The organism is Desulforhopalus glucosivorans, assembly GCF_054397165.1.
This window is the reverse complement of record NZ_AP044854.1, coordinates 4,285,786-4,309,607: the sequence shown is the minus strand read 5'-3', so window position 1 is coordinate 4,309,607 and position 23,822 is coordinate 4,285,786. Positions and strand designations below refer to the sequence as shown.

Genomic DNA, 23,822 nt, shown 5'->3' with positions numbered 1-23,822 from the left:
TATTACCAGTACGAACCTCCCTAAAACTGATAATTTTACAATATATACTATTCCTGCTCGCAAGTTGTTCAGACTCCGTACTGCAGATCAGCAACAACCGGAATATAATGATAATACGAGCAATATACTTCAACTATGAATAACAATCTGGACAATATACTATCTCGGATCCACTCTTCAGTTACCCCACATAGCAAAGGGAAAAATTCTTCATCTCTAGAACGAGCAAGACAACTCAACCAAACGCTTTTTAAGATTTCAAATGCAGTCAGAATTTCTAAGGATCTTAAAGATCTATATGGGTCAATCCATGATATTCTTGGTGAAATTATGGATTTGTCAAACTTTTTCATCGCCTTATATGATAAAAAACAGGAACGGATTAGTTTTCCATATTTTAAAGATAAATACGATGATGAGGAAGTCTATTGTGACGAGTTGCAACTCGACAACTGCCTGACCGGCGGAGTTATTCAAAAGGCTTCTCCTGTTTTTTTGAGAAAAAATGAACTTGAAAAGAGACGTGATTCAAAAACACTTATGGGAACAGTACCAGAACTGTGGTTAGGCATTCCATTGAAGGTGAAAAATGAAGTGATCGGTGTTATGGCCACGTTGAGTTATCATGATGCCGAACTCTTTGACGAAATGGATTTTAATACCCTTATTTCAGTCTCTGATCAAATAGCCTTGGCCATTGAACGCAAACAGTATGAAGAGGCGTTGATTTCTTCCGAAAAAAAGTATCGTACCATTCTTGAAACTATGGTTGAGGGGTACTTTGAGCTAGATCAGCAAGGCATAATAACATTGGCAAATCCAGCAATGTGTACAATTGTGGATAAGCCGGTTGAAAAGGTTGTTGGCACCAGCGTTCAGGCACTTTTAGGAAATGTAGAAACAACCAGGACTAATGATGAATTACAGGAAATTTTCAACTCACAAAAATCTGTTCTGAATATAGAGTTAGAATGCTTACCATCAAACGAGTCAATCCGATACCTGGATGGAACATTTTCCGCAATTTTGGATGATAACAATGCGATTACCGGTATAAAAGGAATTGTACGAGATATCACTGAAAAAAAGAAAGCTGAGCAAACACAGCAAACACTTGAGAAAAAACTCCACCAATCCCAAAAAATGGAATCCATCGGGAAGCTTGCTGGTGGGATTGCCCATGAGTTCAACAATATGCTCGCCATCATCATGGGTAACAATGAACTTATAATTGACGAATTACCACAAAGAAGCCCAGCCAGAGAGAGTACTGAAGAGATCAGAATCGCAGGATTACGTGCCAGGGATGTAGTGAAACAACTTTTGACCTTCAGCAGGCAGGACGATGCCGTTAAAAAAGTAATGGATTTACAGTTAGCTGTGCAAGAGTCCATGAAACTTATTCGCTCAACAATTCCAGTAAATATAAAGATTGAGCAAAATTTGTCAGCAGATACCTATCAAGTAATCGGTAATGACACTCAGATAAATCAACTCCTTATAAATTTATGCAATAACGCTGTGGATGCCTTACCGGAAAAGGATGGCGTAATAACTATTGAGCTGCATAATGAAATCATTGGTATGCAGCAAACCAAGTACCAATCCAAATTAAAACCGGGTCAATATACTAAACTGATAGTCAGTGATAATGGTAGCGGGATGGATAGTGCAACTCTTGATAGAGTATTTGAACCCTACTTTACAACCAAAGCTATTGGAAAAGGCACAGGCATTGGAATGGCTGTAGCTCATGGTATCGTTGAGAGGCATGGGGGTGCGATAATTGTCGACAGCCAACCAGGCAAAGGAACAACGTTCACCATATTCTTGCCAGCCCATGAAAGTCTCTGCGAACAGGAGGCTGGTAAACGGGACATCCTACCCGTCGGAGATGAATGTATTCTTTATGTCGATGATGAACCATTATTAGCTAAACTTGGTAAACGCCTTTTAGAACATTTTGGATACACTGCTGTATCAATAACCGATCCTGTAAAAGCATTGGATATGGTACGAGCCGATCCAAATAAATTTGATTTACTTATTACAGACATGGCCATGCCCAGCATGACAGGTGATCAATTAGTTATTGAAATTTTGAAAATCCGTAAAGATATGCCAACGATTATTTGTACGGGGTATAGCGCCAGGATTTCTGAAAAAGAAGCTGTGGAGATTGGGGTACGTTCATATATGATGAAACCTATTAACAAATCCGAGTTAGCAAAAGTAGTTCGCAAGGTTTTGGACGAAACAACAAGGTCCGATCTTCCGACGCCTTAATATTGCCATCTCGAAGGTCTAATACTCTATCAACGCTTCAAGTGTATACGCCCTGCAAAGATAGATCATGCTTTCCACATACACTGGCAATAACACTGGACAGTTCTTCAAGGCTGAAAGGTTTGGGCAGCAAGGCCACAAAACCATGATCTTTGTAATTTGCCATTATTGGATCGTTTGCATAGCCACTTGAGACTATGGCAACAATCTCCGGGTCAAGCTGCAGGAGGTGGTGCATCGCCTCCTTGCCTCCCATCCCTCCAGGGATAGTGAGGTCCACAATGACAAAATCATACTTCTTATTCGCCTTAACCCCTTCTCTATAACGTGTAATCGCACTTTTTCCATCCACCACACAGTCGACCTCATAGCCCAGTGATGTTAACATGGTACCTGCAACGTCCCGGACGATCTCTTCATCGTCGAGTAGCAGCACCCGTCCACGCCCCATCTGCACGATTTGGCCTTGGTCATTTTCCATCTCAGTCTTTGCATCAGAGGCGGGAAGATAGAGTTCGAAGATTGTGCCCTGTCCAGGTTCTGAGAGTACATTGATGGTGCCCTCATGCTTTTTCATGATGGAATATGCAGACGCCAGTCCAAGCCCTTTGCCATCGGACTTGGTTGAGTAATAGGGATCAAATATGCGGGTCATCAGACTCTTGTCTATTCCATGTCCAGTATCAATAATAGAGATTTTTAGATAGACTCCTGCTTTAAGGTTGAGTTGATTTGTCAGCCCAACATCTTCTCTTTTACTGCATATACGTACACTACCACCTTCAGGCATGGCCTGGCATCCGTTTATGACGAGATTGTGAATAACCTGGCTGATCTGCCCCACATCCGCTTCTACAGAAACTACATCGCTGCCCATATCAAACGTACAGGTACAATTGGAACCAGCCAGCGCAAACGTGGCTGTCTCCTGAATGGTCGCTGATAGTTCCACTGGTCTTTTAATGGGTTCACCACCTTTAGAGAAGGTGAGTAATTGCTTTGTCAGATCCTTTGCGCGCAAGGAGGCTTTTTCTGCATTGTCGAGTCTTTTATAGAGCGCGTCATCATCTGTAACAATGTATTTGGCCAGGGAGAGATTGCCGAGAATCCCCGTGAGTATATTATTAAAATCGTGCGCGATCCCCCCCGCAAGAACACCCACCGATTCAAGCTTATTTGACTTTGCCAGCTCGTCCTGTATTTTCAAATGTTCTGTTATATCCCGAAACACCAGGATGACCCCAAGCTTGGTTCCCTGTTCTCCATAAATAGGGGCACTACTCAATGAAATAGTGCTTTGCCTGCTGTCCTGCGCGACCAATGTTACCTGTTGCCGAGAGATATCCTTTGATTCAGGTACCAGAATCGGCGAAACATATTCTTTTACCTTTTCTGCCTCTGATTCATCTAAACGAAGCACATCTTCAATATGTTTCCCTAGAGCATCTTCCTGATCCCAGCCAGTCAACTCCTCGGCTCTGCGGTTTATAAGGGTAATATGCCCATCAATATCGGTACTTATTACGCCATCACCAATGGAGCGTAGGGTGATGGCAAGCCGCTCCTTCTCTGCACTCAACTCTTCCCGGGAGTTCCTTATGTCACGTATATTATCATTGAGATCCGCATAGGTTTCAGCGAGCTTTTCCGCCATGTGCTGAAACGAACTGGTGAGTTGTGCGACCTCATCCTGACCACGCACCTCCGGCAATTTGTTTCCCCATTGGCCATGACTAAGAGCATCTGCTGCACTTGCCAGAAGTTTAAGCGGTTGTACTATCTTCCTTGTGGACCAGAGCAGCAGGGCAGAACCTATCCCCAACCCGAAAAGTAAAATAAGGAGAACCAGCTCAATAAAGCCGCGTCGTACTTCAAATATTGTCTCTGTTTTATCAGCAAGAATAAGCTGCCAGTTCCACTCATTGTTACTGGCGTAAAGGAAAAATCGGGATTCCCCATTATAATTACCGCGCATACTCCCGGCGTCTTCCTGTGATATTTCTTTGATAATATCAGAGTCTTCACTGTTGGTTGGACCGTTAAGCAGCGCCAGCCCGTTAACTTTATCCACCACAATAAGCATCTGGTTTTCATCGACTACAGACTCACGAAAACCTGCAAGCACATCCACTTTTGCTCTCTGTTGATACACCTCAACAGTTGCAACCCCACTTTCTTTGAGTATTGTGATGGCAGACTGGATATCTCCTTGCAGATTTGCAATTTCCTTGGTTAACAACTTTGCGTTGAGATCATAGGTAAGTCTGGTAATAGCAACAACTCCCGCCACAGTCAGTGCTGCTGTAACAGCAATCAGGATTGCCAGTGACGTCAGGTTTATTTTGTATTGAAGGTTCATCGAGTCGTATTACACGTGAAAGCGTTATGGTTATTGCTGGTAGAATGTGTCCTGACCAATCACACTCTTCGCCTCTTTGAAGGCAGAGAGGGGTAAAACAAGATTTGCAGCGTCGGCCATTTTAAGGTTAATCGTCGTGTCCCCTGTTTTATTGGCTGATATTGGCATATTTTTTATCTTTTCGCCGTTAAAAACTCGAAGCACACTATTTGCAGCATATTTCCCCTGCTCAATGGGGGAATTTGCCATGGTGAACAGCACGTAACGATTCATATAACCGGAAAAGCTGCCCGTCGGGACACGGACATGCTCCAGGATAAACTCTTCAGCCGCATCGTCCTGCCAATCCACAATTCCTGCATGGTTTGGGAGAATCATCATGTCAACTTCATCTTGAGCCCGCAAAAAGAAGTGCTTAAAATCCTCAAAATTTTCCGCCTTATATACCTGGAGTTTCCCGTTAAAAATATCCCGCTGGTAGTTGGCGATGGTTTTCGCTTCTGTTTCTGTATTTCCACTCAGATATCCAACTTTTTTCCCTTTGGCATATTTACCAAGCAATTCCAGCAAGGCATAAGTTGGCTCAACTTCAAGCATCCCAGTTACATTCTCCAGAGGGTAACCGTACATCGTCGCATCATCATTCACACCACAGAAGATGATAGGAATTTTCTTTTGCAGAAGATACGGGACTACTAAATATTTCTGGGCATTATCGTCTGAGGCTATTATGGCATCAGGTTCAAAAGCTTCTATCACTCCCAGCGTTTCAAGCGCAGCCCGGCGAATAAGCTCAGGTGATTTTTCCCGTTTAGAATCCATATGAACGGTTTTGAACTGAATCTCTTTGTCCACAAAAACCTGCTGTATCCCAAGTCCAATACCATCACTCCACGCAAATCCCTCATGGTAGGAATCCACCCAAAGTACCTTCTTGCCACTATATGCAACAGATTCATTCTTAATTACTTGTGGCTCTCCATAAATATCGCGACCATATATTTCCGCAGTTTTGAGAACTGAGAGCGGGAAAAGAATATTTGCCGCTTTGGCAATTTTCAGGTTTACCGTAAGTTTTGAGTTTTTGTTTTTGGCAACAGGTATATCCGTAGGCTTCACTCCTGAGAGAATACGCAACGCCGTTCTGCCTGTGTATTCTCCCTGCTCTTCTGGTGATTTACTGTTGGTGTAAACAGCGAACTGCTTCAAGAAATCGAGCATAGCACCGGTGGGGATAGAGGTGTTTCGAGCTAGAAAACTCTCAGCAGCAATACTGTCCCAGTCACTGATTCCCATATAGTTGTAGAGTATCAGCATATCAACTTCCTGCTGGGCTTGTAAAAATCGCTCTTTAAACTCAGCAAAAGTTTTCACCATATAAAGCTTCATACCACCGTCAAAAAAACGGGCATTCAACTCCTGGCCCACTTTCCTGGCGGTTAGCACATCGGTGCTCAAAAAACCGATCCGGTTACCTGCAGCGTCCTCTTTCATAAGAGATACCAGTTCATCAACCAGATCTATCTCTACCATTCCGGTAATATTCTCTGTAGGATAGCCGTACTCATCTGCACTCCAGTTCACCCCACCAAATACAACCGGGGTATCTGTACCTTTCAGGTAGGGAACAACAAAACATTGCTGGGCATTATCATCCGTCGCAATCACCAGATCCGGCTGTAGCGTATCAAGTTCCTTTTTTGCAGCCGCTCCGGCTTTTATACAAAAATCAGCGCTGTTATTGTTCTTCGTTCCCATGTGGTGTACATGCAGTTCAACACCACTCTTGTTCAGAGCTTTCTTTATTCCCAGCTCAATACCATCACTCCATGGATATCCCTGGTCGTAGGAATCAACCCAGAACACTTTTTTATCATGGAGTTCAGAAGATACGGGAGTTTCGCTGCCAACAGTACAGGTGGTGAAAAGTATGACCAATAGCATGCTGGTTGAAACATTTGCCAGAAGTGACTTAAGGTACTTCATGAGATACGTACTCCACATTTCTAAATGATATGAGAAAACAGCGTTGTATTTGCCTAACTCATCTCAATCATAATATTTCCTCACTGTAAATTACAAAATATTTTTGTTAAGGATGGTATAGCATCGCGCGTAAGTGTATTGAAAATTAATGAAAAAAAGGAAAAAAGCAGATAGGTTGTTGAAAAAACCATAGGCTGTTTGACCCTGTATCAGCCGGAGGAATTGAAATAATGCTCAGTCGTTTATTTATCCTTTTCACCCTGTCCGCCGTACTTGCCGGGTGTACCTATTTCAGAAGTGGTTCGGAAGATACAGATACGTCGGGATATTCGCTCAGCCAGGTCCAGGCCGACATGCGGCCCATTGACTTGAGCCAACCGTACCAACCAACTGAAAACATTGAAGCTTATTTTAATTTCTATGGCCTGAACTTCACGAATGTGCAACACTGGTTCGGCACGGTTAAATCAGAAGGCTCAAGCTTGGCAGCCCATGCATTTATGCCCGAAAATCCTCGCGGAACCTTGTTTCTGATTCACGGATATTTTGATCACACCGGCACCCTGTCAAAACTGATTGCGGAAAGCCTGAACCGGGGTTATGCCGTAGTTGCATGGGACTTGCCGGGCCACGGTCTATCGTCCGGGAACCGCACAGATACAGGACAGTTTCATCTCTGCGCAGAGCAATTTTTTGATATTGTGGAGCGGTCCAATACGAAGCTCCCCCACCCTATGCATGTCATTGCGCACAGCACCGGTTGCTCTATTGCAATAGAATATCTGCATAATCTCGATCCTTATGTTTTTGAGAGCATGGTTTTTCTGGCTCCGCTGATTCGGCATACCTACTGGGGCTTGGGAAAATTTGGCTATGCTATTTCCAACCCCTTTATCAACCAGGTCCGCCGTCGTGACAAAAAGAATTCAAACGATAATGACTATTTGGCTTTTGTGAAAAAGGATCCGCTGCACAATTCTACCCTATCCTACGACTACCTTGGAGATCTGTATCAATGGGAAAAGCAGATCAGGAGTGCTCCGGTCTGGTCCGGTTCCATCTGCGTTATTCAGGGCGATAACGATTCCATTGTGAAGTGGAAATATAATCTCCCGTTTATGGAAACCAAGGTGGAGAATTTGGAGGTTCACATTATTCCCGGTGCAAAACATCAGCTTGCGAACGAAATAGAAGCCTATCGAACCCAGACATTTGATCTGATCTTTCAATATTTTGAAAAATCATAATCTATTGCTCTGGCGATTAAATATTAAGGATTCGGTGAGGAGGTGCGCTGGAGTCAGGGGGGGATTTGACGAAAAAAGGGTTCCAGCCGGTCTGGCTGAAACCCTCAATCCATAGCATATTTTTGATAAATATTGTTTATGTTGAAGAATTTTCCACTTTTTTGTCGTCACTATAGGGGCAACTCATAGCGGGTACTACCGCAATCGAGGCGACAGAAAGGACAAGAGCAATAGAGAAGATGAGTGATTTGAGGAATTTCATTTTCCTTACCTCCATACGGGGGTGAATAAAATGCAACAGCTATATACTTGCGATCTGTTGCCATACCTCAAACGGGTAATACCACTCTGTGGCATTGTCAACAGGAGGGACGTGGATCTTACAAAGGTTTCAGCTGTCACTTGCTTCCCGCAAGCCTGCTTCATTTCATATCACACAAGAGGGATACGGTAGCCTCTATTATGGCAGTAGATGTTTGCTCTATTGTATTTTTCCCCCAATACTGCAATAGTCCCCGTGTAGATTCCTCACCCTGTTCATAACGACACTGCTGTCTTCTCCATCAACAGTAGTGTCGAAAAATAGTATTAGAGGTATGGAAAAAAGGACATATTGATGACTGTATCGGATGTAGATGATAGCAGCAGGAACTGGATTATCTGGTCGGTGCTGCTGGCGCTTTTTTTAGGCGCACTGGATGCACTGGTTATGACTGCGGCCATGCCAACGATAATTGCAGAACTTGGCGGACTGCATTTGTACGCCTGGACCTATACAGCATATTTCATGGCCCGGGCTGTGGCCCTACCGATATTTGGCAAACTATCAGACATGTATTCTTCCAGAATACTGTTCTTGTTTTCCATCACTCTTTTTCTTCTGGCCTCCATGGCTGCAGGTTGTTCACAATCCATGGGATTTCTGGTTGTGACAAGGGTGTTTCAGGGGCTTGGTTGTGGAGGTATTTTTGCCCTTGTGTATGTTGTGCTCTCTGAAGTCTCTTCGCCGGCGCAAAGAGCAAAAACAATCTCCTTTGCAAGCGTTGTCTGGGGTATTTCCAGCTTGGTTGGGCCGACATTGGGTGGATTTCTTGTCACCTGGTTCTCATGGAGATGGATCTTTTTTATCAATATTCCCCTGGGCCTGATCTCTTTATTTGGTGTAGCGGTATACTTTAAGGAATTCCGTGAAAAGACGCCCGGAAAGGATCTCGATATTTTGGGTGCGACCCTGTTGTCTGGGTTTATACTGGGGCTCTTGACTCTTATCATAACCGGTGGACGGGAATTGCCCATAACCTCTGTGCCGTATATTCTGACTGCTATCATAACCATCACAATGGGGATCTGGTTCTACAGGGTCGAGGTGCGGGCTGAGAATCCGGTGCTTGATTTCAGTTTCTTTAAATCTCCAGCCTATACCCTTGGTAATGTGCTGGTGTTCTTTTCAAGTTTTGCGATATTTTCCCTTTTTGCCTACGCTCCAATACTTCTCCAGGGGGCGCTTTCTCAAACACCGCTTCAGGTTGGATACGCCATGGTCTCACTGAGCATTGGCTGGTCTGTTTCATCCTTTATTGCTGGAAGAAATATGAACAAAATCGGTCAGAAGAGATCGACATTGATTGGTGCTGTGCTGGTCGTTATCGGTACTGGTATGACGCTTCAGTTTTCACTGACAACCGGGATTGTTGAGTGTTTTATAGTCTTTTTAATTGTCGGTTTTGGTATGGGATTTGTTTCGTTGACGACGCTACTTGTGGTTCAGAACAGCGTAGAGCCGAAAGACTTGGGGACGGCAACCTCATTTCATCAGTTCTCAAGAACCATGGGCGGCACAATCGGTGTTGGTCTCTGCGGAGGGGTAGTAACGGATAGATTGATAGGAGAATTGGCTGTTGCTGGTCAGAGCTTACCTGATGCATTAATTGAGAAGCTAAAAGAGAGTACAGCCAACCTGTTTCAGGCTGAATTTCAGGCGATGATTCCAGATGGTATGGAGCTTGTGCTGCAAGACGCTGTCTTACAAGGTGTGTATCTTGCTTTTGTCATCGTTTTTACTGTATCTGTGATTAATCTTGGACTGTCTTTACTGCTCCCAAAAGGAGATAGGTGATTGCAGAGAAGTAATAGATGCTTGCTATGGTAATCAGCTGCAAAATACAGCTGTTTCGCTTTCATAGTACAAGGTCGTTATCGCAGCTTTCGTATCTCTACAATATCTGCGCGACTAAGTATGGTGATTAAACCTTTTCCGTCCTCATAAGCTACCGTTTTTTCGGTTTTAACAAGGTTTTTTGCATACAGCCTGCCTCCGGATTTTAGTTCAATTTCATAGAGAGAAGCGGTCTGCTTTCTATTTATAGCCGTCGTAGGACTATTACCTTCTCCCATACTGTGTTTATTGAGCTTTGATAACGTCGCTGGGACTGTTTCCAAATTTGTCGATGGTAGACCAGGGGAAGTTGTGTGATTTTCTTGTTTTGGTGGGATGTTGAGGTGAGTAAGGACTAAAAGTATAACAAAAGTAAAAATCAGTATACCTATGGCTTTCGGTACTCTTCGAATCGTATTTCGGCTATTTTTCTTCCCTCTACCTTCATTTTGTAAATTTTGAACGTGTAGTCTATCTGTGGCACTTCCTCGATTGAGACGTATGCCTTCAATACGCTCTATTAAAATGGGTAATTGTGAGTCAGATATTTGAACTTGATCCACTGATTGTATATATCGTATTAAAGCCCCGGTCCCCCTGACTACGTTGTCCGGCATATCGGTTTTCAATGTACATTTGCCAACAAAAACAATAACAGGTAGTAAAAATTTGGATTCTAAGGTTAGAGCAGATTCCAGTGCTTTGATATGTCTGTAATTTTGATGAACAGGATTCTGAAAATGAAACTTCTTTTTATAGATGGACTGAGTCCATTTTTGTTGCTGTGGTGAACCAAAAATCCACCCTTTTAGATTCTTGGTCTCAATTACAAATATTCCATATGGTGACACAACAAGGTGATCTATCTGGGTTGTCCCTTTATCATCATAAATTGTTACGTCTTTTATCAGGAAGTATTTTGTAGTATCGAGATTCCTTTGCAGAGCCCGATTTACTCTGAACTCACCGATCATACCCTTAGCTTTTGAAGATTTGAGAAATATGAATAGTAAAAATAGTCCTCCGATCAACAAATATGTAAAAAAAGATGTCATGGCAACTGCTCCCTCTTTTCTTGATTTTTATTGCAGTAGTTCAAGAGTAAGGCTTTAATCTTCTGTCGTATTTTAAAAACTTTCAAAAAAATTCGCTTAGAGCGTCCTAATCCCGCCAATATGAATTTATACGAACCTATTCGAACTAATTCGAACCAATTGGTGTGTGTCGAATAAAAGTGTGTCTTCTTGTTTCGCTATCTCCTGTTGCCCTTGGGCAATTCTACAAAGAGTAGTACCTCGACAACGAAATTAATAAAAGGAGCATTATAATGACATATCCAAGAACATTTTCCCATATCGGGAACCGATGTATTTCACTTCTGTGTGCAAGATCCAGCTGTTGAAGAGCTGACTGCGATACTAAAAAAATCCGCTTGTTAGGTTAGACTAAGATAGCTCACAGTCTCCTGGGCTATGCTGGTCGCTAAGTTGATTACTCAATTTTATCAAGTGTCTAGACGTGGTATCGATTCAGTAAGCTATCACGCTGGATAGATATCTCTCATTTTGATATAGTTATAGTTGAATATTATATATGTAGGATGGTTCATAATTATTGAGGCGACACGTTGTAACCAGATTTCCATCTTAAGTGTCCAGGAATATAAATGAAAATAATGAAAATCAAAGGAGTGAATATTGTCGACGCTTTATTTATCCTATGGTTTGTAATCTTTTCACTATCATCTCTTAGTGGCCGATCGGCCTTTGCTGGCACGACTGGTCCAACAGTAGAACTGACACCAGCGGAACAGGCATGGCTTAAGCAGCATCCGGTAATTCGGCTTGCACCCGATCCAGAATTTAAGCCCATTGAGTTCTTTGACGAGAATAATAATTATCAGGGGATAGGAGCCGACTATGCCAGGCTGATTGCTGAGAAATTAGGTATTACTATAGAAATAATTCAGTGTGAAAATTGGGATGAGGTTCTGGTGCTTGCCCAGCAGCGGCAAGTGGATATGCTGAATGCCGTTGTTAAAACGCCACAGCGGGAAAAATATCTTCTCTTTCCTGAACCCTACTTAAAAATTCCTTCTGTTATCATAGTAAAGAAAACGGTTACCCGAGAGCTGACACTTGAAATGCTCAAAGGTATGCATGTGGTAATGGTTTCCGGCTATGGCTATGTGGATCTTATTCGTAATACATATCCTGAGATAGAGATAGATCTTGTTGCTGATTTAAAAGCAGCTCTGAGAAAAGTATCATTTGGAATTGCAGATGCTTTTGTAGGGGACTTAGCCACAGCTAGTTTTTACATAGAGCTTGATAAAATCACTAACCTTAAACTCGCCGGTGAAAGCGAACCTCCAAATATTTCAGGATTTGCTGTGCGTTCTGATTGGCCTGAACTCAGCTCAATACTTGAGAAAAGCATTGCACAGATAACGGACGAAGAACGAAAGACCATCTACCGTAAATGGATTCATCTGGGAACAGCATCAGGACTCACGACCAAAGAAGTTCAAATCGTATTGCTTGGTGTCCTACTGGTTATAACGGTGTTGGTCGCTGGTTTTCTTCTATGGAACCGTATGTTGAACCGCAAAGTGCAGGAGAGGACTGAAGCGCTTCAAAAGGAGATTGCAGAACGGAAACTGTATGAAAAAGCCTTTAGAAAGAGTGAGAAAAGGTTTCTTGATCTGGCGAAAAATTCCACCGATTTGATTTGGGAATTTGATGAAAATGAGATTTTCACATATACAAGTGACAGGATAGTTGATCTTCTGGGCTATACACCTGAAGAACTTATAGGTCGGTCAGCTTTCGAGCCAATGCCCTCCCCTGAAGCCGGAAAGATTGCCAAAGAATTTTATCGTTTTAAAGATGAAAGGAAACCATTTTCTAATCTTATAAACGTTAATACACATAGAAACGGCACAGATGTCATTATAGAGTCCAGTGGGGTTCCTATCATTGATAGTGAGGGGACGTTTAGAGGATATCGTGGAATCGACAGGGATATCACAAAGCGAGTTAACCTTGAAGAAGAGCTTCGTCAGGCCCATAAAATGCAAGCCATGGGCACAATGGCCGGAGGAATTGCCCACGATTTTAATAATATTCTGGTTGCTATTATTGGTTATGCTGAGCTTGCAAAAATGGATAGTAGTTTATCAGATGATGCTGCAGGTCATATAAATGAAGTACTTACAGCCGGGCATAGGGCCAAGGGGCTCGTTGAACAAATCCTCACCTTTAGTCGTAAGAATTTGGATAAAAATCATCCTATCGAGCCTCATTTAGTAATAAAGGAGGCGCTAAAACTCATGCGCGCTTCACTACCTACGACAATAGAATTATCTGAAGATATCAGTGAAGACAATGGTTTGATTCTGGCAAATTCAACGAACATTCATCAGATAGTAGTAAACCTTTGTACTAATGCTCTACATGCAATGAAGAGCGAACAGGGTACTATCGAGGTGAGCTTAAGAAGGGTGGAATTACATCAGCCAGATGTGGTTGGTGATGATGTTAGTCGCTCAGGTACCTTTGTCGAATTGATAGTTCGTGATACGGGGTGTGGAATGACTAAGGCCACGGTTGAGCGAATTTTTGAGCCCTATTTTACAACCAGAGATGCCCATAAAGGGAGTGGTATGGGACTGGCTGTTGTGCATGGTATTGTCCAGAATTGTCGTGGTCATATTCAGGTGGACAGTTCTCCGGGGAGAGGGACTACTTTTAAGGTTTATTTTCCAGTTTATGCAGGGGAGAAATCTATTGAGGCAGGAATACAAGAAAAAGGGCCGATACCAAAAGGAACGGAGAGAATACTTTTTGTCGATGACGAAGAAACTGTTGTCAGTTTGTGCCAAATGATATTGGAAAGGGAAGGATACCATGTTACTGCGCACTTTAGCAGTCTAAAAACATTAGAGTTATTTCAGAATTCTCCGGACGATTTCGACCTTGTAATTACCGACCAGACTATGCCAGATCTTCGGGGATCGGAATTGGCTCAAAAGCTACGGGAAATAAGAGCTGATATCCCCATTATCTTATGTACTGGTTACAGCACCACAATTTCCGAAGACCAGGCGAGCGAGCTGGGGATTGATAAATACATGACAAAACCTATAAGTCGGAGGGCCATGCTTCTTGCTGTCCGGGAAGTTTTAGATAAGAGTAATGGCTGAGTGGCTGAGTGGCTGAATGGCTGAATGGCTGAATGGCTGAAATCAACGATTTTTGCTCTATGCAATTGAACGGGTTATCGTCCTTGCCTTACTGTTACTCAAGAACTCTGAGGGTCTCAACAATGATAGCTTGTCGTGGACCATGTTCTACAGATATAATATTAATGAGATCACCAGTGACTTCAAACCATATATTACCGATTGTTTGCAACTTCTTCTGATCAGCAACTGTTACTATCAACTCATAGGCAGCGTTCTGAGGAGTGTTGAGTACAAAGCCGGTTGTTTCTCCTCCGATTGCAACCATGTCGGTTAATATTGGTCCTTGTACCATTATTTTCTCTTTAGTATCGCTACGACTGTCATTGAAGCATAAACCTGCTCGTGGGTCATATATTTTAGCATCCTTGCAGGAACATTTGCCGGGATGGCCCCATAGATTAATATCTTTGGTGCATATTCCGAGAGGCTGGTGCCCATCTATGGGTGATGCTGTAGCTGACGATAGAGAGAAACATGCCATAACAACAAATAGAAGCACAACGGTTTTCATAATAGTCACAGTTTATTAGTAAATGTACAATAGTTGAATAATCAAAATCTCAATGAACAACCACCAATAGATCTATTCAGGTTGATCTCGCTTTTGTAATCGCCTTTGTAATCGCCTTTGTAATCGCCTTTGTAATTGTGCCCCTTGTGTGTGTTATTGATTTCGTTAATGTTGTAATGATTCCATGTTTAATAGATCACAGGCATGGGAAGCAAGACCAAGGCCCGCCTCGCCATAGAGATTAAAGGCCTTATCGACACCGGCATCATGTAAGATTTCAACTTCGTCGTCATAATGGGCTATGGCGGCGATTTCAGCTGTTGAATTACGTTTTTTCAACATATTGACCACATAGAGTTTTGAGTCAATGTTAGGGATTGCAAGTACCACCAGTTTAAGCTGGGTATCTGCCTGAGGTATTCGGCGCCAAAAATCGGGGTCTGTAATGTCACCCTGGCGGACGGTTCGGCCTTGTTCTGTTTGTTGTATTACTGTTTCAGTATCAAAATCAATTCCCAGAATTTTACCACCCAATCGTTCTTGAAAATGGTCGTAGGCTCCTATACCGACTCTTCCCATTCCGACTATGATGATATCCCATGATTCCTGTTTAAATGGTGTTTCATCGGGGTGTTCCTCTTTTGTTTCAAACCAGTGGAGGACTCTGCTTAATTTTTCGTAGATTACATCAACGTTTTTAGCAAGAGGGGATACCAGCAGAAAGGATAAAGCAAGTGCGATGGCCAGAACCACCAGCCATTCCTGGTCGATTTGGCCAGATGCTACAGACATGGAGCAGACGATGAGACCAAATTCGCTGTAATTAGCGAGGTTGACCGTTGTGACAAACGCGGTCCGAGCCCGTAATTTAAACCTGGTGAACAGGGCATAATAAATGAACATTTTTAGAGGTAGCACTAATATGAGGATGAGGGCCGCAATAAATCCTGACAACGTGGGGATACCTGAGAGTCCAATATTAAGAAAGAAGCCGACCAGAAGAATATCTTTGACGGTCAGTAGCGATTGGGCCATATCCTTTGCCCTTGGATGAGGTGCAATTAAAACACCTATGATAAGGGCACCAAGATCAGCCTTTAATCCTACCATATCAAAACTTGCAGCACCTGCGCTTAGAGCTAAAAACAGGCCGAACAGTACCTGTACCTCACTGTGGCCAACTTGATCCATCATATAGAGGAATAGTCTTCTTGCAAAAGGTAGAGCGCAAATAACAGCAATGGCCCAGAGGGATGGAACCTTGCCACTGGCAAGAGTGAGATAAATAACAGCGATAAGGTCCTGAATAATGAGGATACCGATGGCGGTTTTTCCACTCAACGAGTTCATTCCACCATTTTCTTCCAGCACTTTTACTGCAAAAACAGTACTGGAAAAACTGAGGCCAAAGGCAACAATCAGAGCTGGGCCAAATTGCATGCCGAAAAAGAAGGAAAGGCCTAAATGGGTACAGAGAAAAATAACAGTGCCCATGACGGCCACAGTGAGCACCATGTGCAGTGATGCGCCGGCCCAGACTTCGGGTTTTACCAGATCTTTAAGGTTGAGTTTGAGACCAATGGTGAAAAGCAGGATAGTGACACCCACATCAGCGACGTTTGTTAAAATGGGCGTTGTTGTATAGCCAAGACCACTGAGGGCAAAACCCGCTAATAGATACCCGATTAAGGGGGGTAAGTTCACTCTGTAGGCGAGATAACCGAAGATAAATACAAGGGTGATAATAAGAGGGTCCATATTGTTATTCGTTATTTATAAAGATTCAATACAACGTTATGAGTTAGTAGAACTCCGCCTCATCAACCATCCATTTCTTGATTTTCTTGTAGATCTTAGCATCCATCTGGTTTTTCATCCGCAAGACTTTTGTACCGCTCTTCTTGATAGTGCCAGACAATTGAATTGTATGCAACTTGACGCCCTGCTGATCAAGGCCCATTAACCTCACGTAAAATTTCCCTGCTTGCTCACTATTGTTTTGGACGTTGCACCTGGCTGTATAGAATGCCATGTCGCTCGTGTAATACGATTTGTTCACCTTGATAACTGATATGTGAAAGGGTTCTGTTTTGGCGAAGAGCAGCGTTGGGAAGAGGATGAGAGTCAAATAGAGTATGAAAACATTGGGTAGTCTGGTTTTCATTGTTAGTTTCTCTTCAAATTGTTTTTGGTCCGCGTAATGGAATAAAATTTCAGTCAGTTAGATCTCACTGTAAAACCTTTGCCTGATAGAGTCTAACGTTTATAATAAATTGCTGAGTAGTTACAATAGATGTCTGATTTTAGCACAGATTGAAAATCAATATTTGATCTGCTGGTTAGCTGTTATTTCTCTTGTTACCTACCTGTTCATTTTAAAAGAATATTGACAGTAGCCAATAAACAAGACTGTATTTGAGCGAACGTTTTGTTATAGGTAGAAGGGAGTGTGAGAGAGTATGACACGCATAAAAGGTATGCGCGTAGTGGCACGGCAGGACCCAAAAGAGGATTGCTTGCGTGGTGTACGTGATACAGCAATACTTGTTGCAGGTAAAAGTGAGTAAGACCGTACTCATCAGGAAAATAAATCTTCAGTAGAAGAGGGCGAAATGAGCGTTACATTTATCAAGAGAAGTATCTTCCAGAGGATACTTGGAAAATCAGTTACACAAGAGCCCAGGGTGAAGAGCTGTTGGAGTTATTCGGAGGGAAAACTTGTGATTAATTTGAGTCAAGCGTCCGAATTGCAGGATTCAAATGGTGCAATACGACTGGAAGGAAATAATCTACCGGTGCGGGTTCTTGTTGTTCGTAGTGAGAATGGAGAATATCGTGCCTATCACAATCGCTGTACACATCTGGGACACCGTCGTCTGGATCCGGTTCCTGGTACAAATACTGTGCAGTGCTGCAGTATCAATAAATCCACTTTTGATAAGAGCGGTAATACCATCTTTGGGCCTGCACCACACTCGATAAAAAGTTACCCGGTAGAGCTGGATGATGAGAAGTTAATCGTTTCATTGGACTGATGTGAGAGTAGTATGGCAGTGACCAAGGGTTTTGTTGATTATGTTTTGGATCAGCTCTCCAAATGGGGTGATGTGAGTGTTAAAAGGATGTTTGGGGGTGCAGGACTCTATCGTGAAGAGAAGATGTTTGCTCTTATTGCAGATGATGTGATCTACTTAAAAGTGGATGAAACAAATAGAGAAAAGTTTGTCGCAGCCGGTTCAACGCCTTTTAAACCATTTCCTCAAAGGCCAACTATTATGTCATATTATGAGGTTCCTGCTGAAGTACTAGAAGACCCGGAAGAACTGATGGAATGGGCAGGAGAGTCGCTATTCATTCAAAAAAGAAGAAAATGACTGAATCACTTTCAATTCAGCAAGCGAGAAAACTTGTACTGCTTTCCCAGCGACTGCCACCACCAAAGCAGAAAGGCCGTGCCAAAGATGCTACTCTTCTTGCGATTGAACATCTGGGGTATATCCAGATTGACACCATTTCGGTTATTCAGCGAGCCCACCATCACACCCTCTGGAACCGTAATCCCCGCTATAAAATCACCCACCTTGATCAGCTTGTTGAAGATAAACAAATATTTGAATATTGGACACATGCGGCAGCCTATCTGCCAATGTGTGATTATCGATTTAGTCTACCGAGAAAAAAGGCAATAGCCAGTGGTGCTCAGAAACACTGGTACATAAAAGATGAACCGTTGATGAAAGAGGTGCTGCGCCGCATTGAGGTTGAAGGCCCTCTCATGGCCAGGGACTTTGAGTATAAAGGGCACAAGACAGGTGAATGGAAGAGCAAGCCGGCTAAACGTGCCTTGGAGAATCTGTTTATGCAGGGCGATCTTATGGTTTCGTCTCGTCGTAACTTTCATAAGGTGTATGACCTCACTGAGCGGGTAATACCGAATACTGTTGATAGGAAACTCCCGAGTCTTAGGGGACATACCCGCCATCTTATTACTCGCTACTTACAGGCAAATGGCTTGGGGCAGGTGAGTGAAATAGTCTATTTATTGCGAAATAGTCCAAGCCTTGTTGAAGATGTAGTAGAGGAAATGCTGTTAACAGGTGAGTTACTTCAAGTTGGTGTCGGGGCTCATAGCTATTATGCTTTTGCGGCATCTTTAGAGTTATTAAAAAAGCCTCTTGCCCGCAGTAAGTTGAAGATACTTTCCCCCTTTGATAATCTTCTGATCCAGCGCAAGCGAATACAGGCCCTGTTTGAATTTGACTACCTGCTTGAGTGTTATCTGCCTGCGGCAAAACGACGATATGGCTATTTTTCCCTGCCTATTCTGTGGGATGGGAGGCTGGTTGCCCGAATGGACTGTAAGGTGGAGAGAAAAAAATCGCTGATGCACATCCAGCATTTGGTTTTGGAGCCAAATCTACGGAAAACAGGCGAATTTTGCCAGGCTCTTGGAAAAGAGCTGACATCATTTCTACAATTTAATAATTGCCGTAATGTAGTATTACATAGGACGACACCAGTTTATATTGAGATGGAACTGGAAACGGTGATAGATGACTTGAATAGTGAAGCTCAGTAGTGAAATGAACAGGGAAAAATGTTGTTAGATAAAAATCAGTTTTTACAGGTTGTTAAATGTACTCCGCTGGTATCAATCGATCTTATTGTGAGGTCGCCGGAAGGTGCGGTGTTAATGGGGTTGCGTATGAATCAGCCTGCAGCGGGGTACTGGTTTGTTCCCGGTGGGATTATATGCAAAGGTGAAACTCTGGATACAGCTTTTTTACGAATTACAAAGGCTGAACTTGGAGAACCTATTGGTATTGACAATGGTCGGTTAATGGGTGCATTCACACATCTGTATAACACTAATTTTGCAATGGAACCGGGAGTAGGCACACACTATGTTGTACTTGCCTATGAGTTGCAAACCTCAATTGAGCTTAGAGATCTTCCTGGTGAACAACACAGTAATTATCGCTGGATTCATGAGGATGATGAGTTAGAAAATGTACACAAAAATTCTGTTGTGTATTTCTCTTATTTGACGAAGCTCTCATAGAGCATTCACTCTATCAGGTTGGGCTCGGATTGAAATCCACAAAATGCTCCTTGAGTCTTTTGGTGTCAGCTTCATCCCAGTCTTCAGGCTGTGTGACCTCAATCCAGGCGTCAATATAAGCTGCAGGTGCAAAGTTATGACCGTATCCTAGCGGAACACTGGTGGCCATAGGAACATCAAAGGCCACCTGTAGAGCGGAAACTATGGGGAACCAACGAAGATATGGCGATACGTCCGGACCTCTGTTTGCGCCGAGCCAGTCCGGTTTTGCATAGGCGAGATTACTTGAAAAAAAGCTCATAGGATCGCTTGGGTGCTGTAGGTACACAATCCGAAAAGAACTCCATTTAAGATTATCAATTGCAGAAAATCCATCCTGTGTTGCAAAGCGCACCACTGAACTATCTCCATAGACTGGCCGCCACTGAGGGGAATCCGGGAGTCGGTTGCGGGTCAGGTCATTCCATCTTCTACTCAAGAATGGAGGCCCGCTCCAAAGGGCACCATCGATGGGATTAGAGATGATGGTGAGCAGATCAATCGCGTCAGCTGAGCCAAGTGCTCCCAGGCTGAGACCATAGAGATACAGTTTGGGTCTTTTGTTGGTGGGAAGGGTTGTCCAGTAATTGTAGACGGCATGGAACAGGGTACTCGATGCTTCAATGGCTGCTTCCGGCTCAACAAGCAGGGTCAACCAGCTGGGTAAGTAGGAGTACTGGAGGGAAACTGTGGTGATATTACCGGAGTGGATGTATTCGATGGTGTCGACTGCAGACGGGTCCAGCCAGCCGGTTCCTGTTGAGGTGGCAATAATCAGTGTCGAGCGGTTAAATCCGCCAACCCTTTTTAGTTCGTCTAATGCAGCCTGGGCACGATCTTCCAGGGTTTCTCCGGTATCAAAACCTGCATATACCCGGATGGGCTGCATTGACTTTTTCCCGGTGACCTCCGTTATTTCTTCTTTGGTTGGTCCGTCTACAACATATTTTTTACCATTCCTGCCAATATCACTCCAGGATATGAGAGAGACTTTACTTCCCGATTGCTGAGGTCGTTGTGGTTGGTCGTAGTCACTGTCCATGAGTTTGTTGAGCGTTGCAAAAGATTCATCCATTGCGTTGAGGGCGCTTTTGATGATTACACCGTTAATAAATGAAAGCAGCAACATGGTGACAGTTATACTGCCAACAACAATAGCTATGCGTCTTGGCAGGTAACGGTCAATAACGTTCACAACAAATCCTGCTGCAAGTCTGAGCAGGCGAAGAAGCAGAATGATGGAAAGTGCAGTTACAATCGCGATACCGCAGAGTCTGACTGGGTAGGCCGTTTCTATCGGTGCCATCTCCATCAGTAATCTAATGGAATTTTGCCAGACAATAATTCTGCCAAGGGTGAAAACAGTAAGTGCGGTTAGAGTTAATAACAGCGGCCAGTATATTTTTCGGGAAGTCTTCTGGGAGAGTTCTCTCAGCTCCATGAATTTCCAGAGCCAATGACCAAATTTGGCCACAATATAACCAGTAGTAAATACGACTCCTGAGAGAATGCCCTGTACTACAAAATTGCGGGGGAGGAGTGATGGGGTGAGTGAGATACAGAAAAACACCAGACCAATAAGTAAGCCTAGTGGAGAAAATGAACTACTAAATTGATGAATATATTTAAGCATAGATTCCATCAGAGGGATACAGGCCCCCTAAGAGGAGGCCTTATGTCTTACGTAACGTGATTTATAGCCTTCAAACTGTATAGAGTACAGAAATTAGACTATAAATCAAGTTTTCCCTTCTTCTGAATTCTCATGTCAGTCCTGACTATTCCCGCTGTTCTTCATCAAAAATCAGGTAGCCTCTGCCCACTCCAAGTGGATATTGACAACCCGATTTGTCCGCGCAGTTGAGGCTTAAAGTGAATATTGAGTTGTAGAGCATGCCACCAAAACCGAGGAGTTGTGAGCTTTTTATCGTTTTAGTCGTTCTGTTCTCTCTCTCTTTAAAAGGTTTGGGAATAACCAGAAATTGTCGGTACATAGTAAAGAAGATAGAAAATTTATTATTTGTCCCATTTCTTTTTCTAACTGAACCATCTATTAATATTTCTGTTACCCGCTCTCTTTCAATGACGTTTGCGCCATGGATTAAAAGGTGGCTCGTCTCAGTATATTCAACTCCCACAGTTTGGTCGTGTATAAAGTTTCCTGATTTTGACGTAACCGTAATGCTTTGACATTTTCTCCCAAGTTCCTCTGTGAGTAAATTGCTCACGAGCTTAAATGAACTCTCTTCGTAGAACGATGGTGTCTCTGCTTTTTCAGGTGCTATAAGGGTGTTGGATCGATTCATATTGTATAGTCCTCAACTCTTTGCCCGTCTTGAGACTCTGAAGTTTGTGCAACCCAGTTCCTGGCAGTTTTAATGGAATGGAATATTTGCACATTTTCTTGTTCTGTGAGCAGTATGTACAGCTTGGCGCTTCGAGTTTGCCCTGCATCGTTTACAAGAATTGCCATTTTAAACGTAGCTCTTGCAACCGAAGTTAACTTTACAAATTCTGCAACCTGTGCGACTTCCATATAGCCTTTAGGGGGATAAGCCTCTCGAAAGTTGACAATGAGGTTATAACCATCCTGAAAATACTTATCAGATCGTATTGTCAGGATACTATTGATAAGGTTATCGGAGTTTACGGCCCCTCTGAACTGGGCGTGAATTACCTTGCTGTTTGTATTGACCGAATATTCCATATCTCCTCCTCCATATTGTTCGAACTACTACTTTGTTGCTCTTAAAGAGATAATACTCTTTGAATGGAGGGATTTCTTGGCTCTAGATGCAAATTATTTGGCATTTAGTGCCAAGGTAGGTACACTGGACTGTGATACAATCTACATTTCGTACTGTATGAAATCAGTTACTCATGGATATGTATAAATAAGCGGTGGAAATTATGCAGCTCACGACCCTTGCAAGCCTGGAAGTCGTTCTTTGGAATATTTTGGAAGAGTATAATGAAGACCCACTCCCTATATTTACTAGTTTACAGCTTGACCCAGAGTTAATGTATCACTCTGGAGGCAGGTATCCCCTTGCTAAGGTGAAAGAACTCTGGCAGGAGGTGACTACGGTTATTTCTGACCCCTGTTTTGGACTTAAGGCGGCAGAGAAATGGCATCCATCTAATTTTGGAACCCTCGGTTACGCTCTTTTGATGAGTACAAGTTTACGGGAAACAGTGCTGAGGCTTATGCGATTTAACAGGTGCGTTATTGATGAGCCGATTGGCTGTACTGTACTTTCAGAAGAAGGGGGTAATCTTATCTATGATGTTCAATATAAGAGCAGTGCTGATTTTCATGTGCCAGCCAGAGAAGATGCACTATTGGCATGGCTGCTGTCTGTTTTAAGGGTCAATTATCAGAAAAAATTTACTCCGGTTTCAGTGCATTTAACCCATGGTAAACCGAGTTGCAGTGGTAGGTATTATGAACTGTTTCAATGCCCGGTTTATTTTGATACGCCTTCGACTAAAATAGCAATTTCTCTTAAGGATGCTGATAAAATTCTTCCAAGCGCCAATAAGGAGATGGCGGAATTCAACGATCAGGCAATGACACAATATCTTGAGGCCAGAGCTGGTGGTTCTCTTGCGTCTAAGGTGAGAAAAATTATTGTGGAACATCTTCCAACTGGCAATGCTACTGTAGAGAAAACGGCTTCGGATCTCTTTATGAGCAAACGAAAACTTCAACGCTTACTACAGGAAGAAGGTACCTCCTTTATTAATCTGATCAATGAGACCAGAAAGGACATTGCCAAACAGTATGTGAAGGATAAGGAGATGGATTTAACAGAAATAGCCTTTCTCCTTGGGTTTGCGGAACAGAGTACCTTTTCAAGATCATTTAAAAGATGGACCGGGAAGTCTCCAAGTGTCTATAGGAAAACCGGGTGATGATTTGATATTTGAA

19 protein-coding genes are annotated in these 23,822 nt (G+C 43.0%); 9 read left to right on the top strand and 10 right to left on the bottom strand.

Features of this window, described 5'->3' with window-relative positions; translation table 11 throughout:
- Positions 1–135 precede the first annotated feature (135 nt).
- Complete coding sequence (locus ACX6CI_RS18475; RefSeq protein ID WP_458775134.1) at positions 136–2,286, top strand: hybrid sensor histidine kinase/response regulator; 2,151 nt, start codon at positions 136–138, stop codon at positions 2,284–2,286.
- Between the two features lie 37 nt (positions 2,287–2,323).
- On the opposite strand, the gene ACX6CI_RS18470 is transcribed toward ACX6CI_RS18475, so the two are convergent.
- Together ACX6CI_RS18470 and ACX6CI_RS18465 are read right to left on the bottom strand one after the other, a co-directional pair.
- Positions 2,324–4,645, bottom strand: coding sequence for a hybrid sensor histidine kinase/response regulator (locus ACX6CI_RS18470; protein WP_458775133.1), 2,322 nt, complete (start codon positions 4,643–4,645; stop codon positions 2,324–2,326).
- 30 nt (positions 4,646–4,675) lie between these two features.
- Positions 4,676–6,631, bottom strand: a complete 1,956-nt coding sequence (locus ACX6CI_RS18465; protein WP_458775132.1) for an ABC transporter substrate-binding protein — start codon at positions 6,629–6,631, stop codon at positions 4,676–4,678.
- Positions 6,632–6,861: 230 nt separating this feature from the next.
- Between ACX6CI_RS18465 and ACX6CI_RS18460 the strand changes: the two genes are divergently transcribed.
- On the top strand, positions 6,862–7,878 hold the full coding sequence (locus ACX6CI_RS18460) for an alpha/beta hydrolase (protein WP_458775131.1): 1,017 nt from the start codon (positions 6,862–6,864) through the stop codon (positions 7,876–7,878).
- Between the two features lie 136 nt (positions 7,879–8,014).
- Here ACX6CI_RS18460 and ACX6CI_RS18455 read toward each other — a convergent pair whose 3' ends face one another.
- The gene (locus ACX6CI_RS18455; protein WP_458775130.1) at positions 8,015–8,140 is read right to left on the bottom strand and encodes a hypothetical protein; all 126 of its coding nucleotides are present in this window, start codon (positions 8,138–8,140) and stop codon (positions 8,015–8,017) included.
- 354 nt (positions 8,141–8,494) lie between these two features.
- Between ACX6CI_RS18455 and ACX6CI_RS18450 the strand changes: the two genes are divergently transcribed.
- Positions 8,495–9,994, top strand: a complete 1,500-nt coding sequence (locus ACX6CI_RS18450) for a DHA2 family efflux MFS transporter permease subunit (RefSeq protein ID WP_458775129.1) — start codon at positions 8,495–8,497, stop codon at positions 9,992–9,994.
- Between the two features lie 77 nt (positions 9,995–10,071).
- Here the strand turns inward: ACX6CI_RS18450 and ACX6CI_RS18445 are convergent, their stop codons facing one another.
- Positions 10,072–11,007 carry a nuclease-related domain-containing protein gene (locus ACX6CI_RS18445; RefSeq protein WP_458778487.1) on the bottom strand — a complete coding sequence of 312 codons (936 nt, stop codon included), beginning with the start codon at positions 11,005–11,007 and terminating at the stop codon, positions 10,072–10,074.
- Positions 11,008–11,699: 692 nt separating this feature from the next.
- Here ACX6CI_RS18445 and ACX6CI_RS18440 point away from each other — a divergent pair.
- The gene (locus ACX6CI_RS18440) at positions 11,700–14,237 is read left to right on the top strand and encodes a transporter substrate-binding domain-containing protein (protein WP_458775128.1); all 2,538 of its coding nucleotides are present in this window, start codon (positions 11,700–11,702) and stop codon (positions 14,235–14,237) included.
- 94 nt (positions 14,238–14,331) lie between these two features.
- Here ACX6CI_RS18440 and ACX6CI_RS18435 read toward each other — a convergent pair whose 3' ends face one another.
- From ACX6CI_RS18435 to ACX6CI_RS18425, 3 genes are all read right to left on the bottom strand, one after another.
- Positions 14,332–14,790, bottom strand: a complete 459-nt coding sequence (locus ACX6CI_RS18435) for a hypothetical protein (RefSeq protein ID WP_458775127.1) — start codon at positions 14,788–14,790, stop codon at positions 14,332–14,334.
- Positions 14,791–14,955: 165 nt separating this feature from the next.
- Entirely contained in the window at positions 14,956–16,548 is a 1,593-nt protein-coding gene (locus tag ACX6CI_RS18430; protein WP_458775126.1) for a cation:proton antiporter domain-containing protein, read from the bottom strand.
- A 43-nt stretch (positions 16,549–16,591) separates the two neighbouring features.
- Positions 16,592–16,954 carry a hypothetical protein gene (locus ACX6CI_RS18425; RefSeq protein ID WP_458775125.1) on the bottom strand — a complete coding sequence of 121 codons (363 nt, stop codon included), beginning with the start codon at positions 16,952–16,954 and terminating at the stop codon, positions 16,592–16,594.
- Positions 16,955–17,402: 448 nt separating this feature from the next.
- Between ACX6CI_RS18425 and ACX6CI_RS18420 the strand changes: the two genes are divergently transcribed.
- From ACX6CI_RS18420 to ACX6CI_RS18405, 4 genes are read left to right on the top strand one after another with little or no spacing between them, the layout of a single operon-like run.
- The gene (locus ACX6CI_RS18420; protein ID WP_458775124.1) at positions 17,403–17,825 is read left to right on the top strand and encodes a QcrA and Rieske domain-containing protein; all 423 of its coding nucleotides are present in this window, start codon (positions 17,403–17,405) and stop codon (positions 17,823–17,825) included.
- A 12-nt stretch (positions 17,826–17,837) separates the two neighbouring features.
- Positions 17,838–18,164 (top strand): TfoX/Sxy family protein, encoded by a 327-nt coding sequence (locus ACX6CI_RS18415; RefSeq protein ID WP_458775123.1) that lies wholly within the window; start codon positions 17,838–17,840, stop codon positions 18,162–18,164.
- The gene (locus tag ACX6CI_RS18410; RefSeq protein WP_458775122.1) at positions 18,161–19,369 is read left to right on the top strand and encodes a winged helix-turn-helix domain-containing protein; all 1,209 of its coding nucleotides are present in this window, start codon (positions 18,161–18,163) and stop codon (positions 19,367–19,369) included. The genes ACX6CI_RS18415 and ACX6CI_RS18410 overlap by 4 nt, the downstream gene beginning before the upstream one ends.
- An 18-nt stretch (positions 19,370–19,387) precedes the next feature.
- Positions 19,388–19,852, top strand: coding sequence for a GDP-mannose mannosyl hydrolase (locus tag ACX6CI_RS18405; RefSeq protein WP_458775121.1), 465 nt, complete (start codon positions 19,388–19,390; stop codon positions 19,850–19,852).
- 13 nt (positions 19,853–19,865) lie between these two features.
- Here ACX6CI_RS18405 and ACX6CI_RS18400 read toward each other — a convergent pair whose 3' ends face one another.
- From ACX6CI_RS18400 to ACX6CI_RS18390, 3 genes are all read right to left on the bottom strand, one after another.
- Positions 19,866–21,524 (bottom strand): alpha/beta hydrolase, encoded by a 1,659-nt coding sequence (locus tag ACX6CI_RS18400; RefSeq protein ID WP_458775120.1) that lies wholly within the window; start codon positions 21,522–21,524, stop codon positions 19,866–19,868.
- Between the two features lie 145 nt (positions 21,525–21,669).
- The gene (locus tag ACX6CI_RS18395) at positions 21,670–22,197 is read right to left on the bottom strand and encodes a hypothetical protein (RefSeq protein ID WP_458775119.1); all 528 of its coding nucleotides are present in this window, start codon (positions 22,195–22,197) and stop codon (positions 21,670–21,672) included.
- On the bottom strand, positions 22,194–22,598 hold the full coding sequence (locus ACX6CI_RS18390) for a hypothetical protein (RefSeq protein WP_458775118.1): 405 nt from the start codon (positions 22,596–22,598) through the stop codon (positions 22,194–22,196). The genes ACX6CI_RS18395 and ACX6CI_RS18390 overlap by 4 nt, the downstream gene beginning before the upstream one ends.
- Before the next feature lie 203 nt (positions 22,599–22,801).
- Between ACX6CI_RS18390 and ACX6CI_RS18385 the strand changes: the two genes are divergently transcribed.
- Positions 22,802–23,806, top strand: coding sequence for an AraC family transcriptional regulator (locus tag ACX6CI_RS18385; RefSeq protein WP_458775117.1), 1,005 nt, complete (start codon positions 22,802–22,804; stop codon positions 23,804–23,806).
- Positions 23,807–23,822 lie beyond the last annotated feature (16 nt).

Coding starts and splice junctions, on each gene's coding strand:
- ACX6CI_RS18435 (WP_458775127.1), bottom strand. CDS start 14,790: ATGAAAACCGTTGTGCTTCTATTTGTTGTTATGGCATGTTTCTCTCTA.
- ACX6CI_RS18460 (WP_458775131.1), top strand. CDS start 6,862: ATGCTCAGTCGTTTATTTATCCTTTTCACCCTGTCCGCCGTACTTGCC.
- ACX6CI_RS18465 (WP_458775132.1), bottom strand. CDS start 6,631: ATGAAGTACCTTAAGTCACTTCTGGCAAATGTTTCAACCAGCATGCTA.
- ACX6CI_RS18475 (WP_458775134.1), top strand. CDS start 136: ATGAATAACAATCTGGACAATATACTATCTCGGATCCACTCTTCAGTT.
- ACX6CI_RS18440 (WP_458775128.1), top strand. CDS start 11,700: ATGAAAATAATGAAAATCAAAGGAGTGAATATTGTCGACGCTTTATTT.
- ACX6CI_RS18415 (WP_458775123.1), top strand. CDS start 17,838: ATGGCAGTGACCAAGGGTTTTGTTGATTATGTTTTGGATCAGCTCTCC.
- ACX6CI_RS18430 (WP_458775126.1), bottom strand. CDS start 16,548: ATGGACCCTCTTATTATCACCCTTGTATTTATCTTCGGTTATCTCGCC.
- ACX6CI_RS18445 (WP_458778487.1), bottom strand. CDS start 11,007: ATGATCGGTGAGTTCAGAGTAAATCGGGCTCTGCAAAGGAATCTCGAT.
- ACX6CI_RS18450 (WP_458775129.1), top strand. CDS start 8,495: ATGACTGTATCGGATGTAGATGATAGCAGCAGGAACTGGATTATCTGG.
- ACX6CI_RS18395 (WP_458775119.1), bottom strand. CDS start 22,197: ATGAATCGATCCAACACCCTTATAGCACCTGAAAAAGCAGAGACACCA.
- ACX6CI_RS18405 (WP_458775121.1), top strand. CDS start 19,388: ATGTTGTTAGATAAAAATCAGTTTTTACAGGTTGTTAAATGTACTCCG.
- ACX6CI_RS18455 (WP_458775130.1), bottom strand. CDS start 8,140: ATGAAATTCCTCAAATCACTCATCTTCTCTATTGCTCTTGTCCTTTCT.
- ACX6CI_RS18420 (WP_458775124.1), top strand. CDS start 17,403: ATGAGCGTTACATTTATCAAGAGAAGTATCTTCCAGAGGATACTTGGA.
- ACX6CI_RS18385 (WP_458775117.1), top strand. CDS start 22,802: ATGCAGCTCACGACCCTTGCAAGCCTGGAAGTCGTTCTTTGGAATATT.
- ACX6CI_RS18400 (WP_458775120.1), bottom strand. CDS start 21,524: ATGCTTAAATATATTCATCAATTTAGTAGTTCATTTTCTCCACTAGGC.
- ACX6CI_RS18470 (WP_458775133.1), bottom strand. CDS start 4,645: ATGAACCTTCAATACAAAATAAACCTGACGTCACTGGCAATCCTGATT.
- ACX6CI_RS18390 (WP_458775118.1), bottom strand. CDS start 22,598: ATGGAATATTCGGTCAATACAAACAGCAAGGTAATTCACGCCCAGTTC.
- ACX6CI_RS18410 (WP_458775122.1), top strand. CDS start 18,161: ATGACTGAATCACTTTCAATTCAGCAAGCGAGAAAACTTGTACTGCTT.
- ACX6CI_RS18425 (WP_458775125.1), bottom strand. CDS start 16,954: ATGAAAACCAGACTACCCAATGTTTTCATACTCTATTTGACTCTCATC.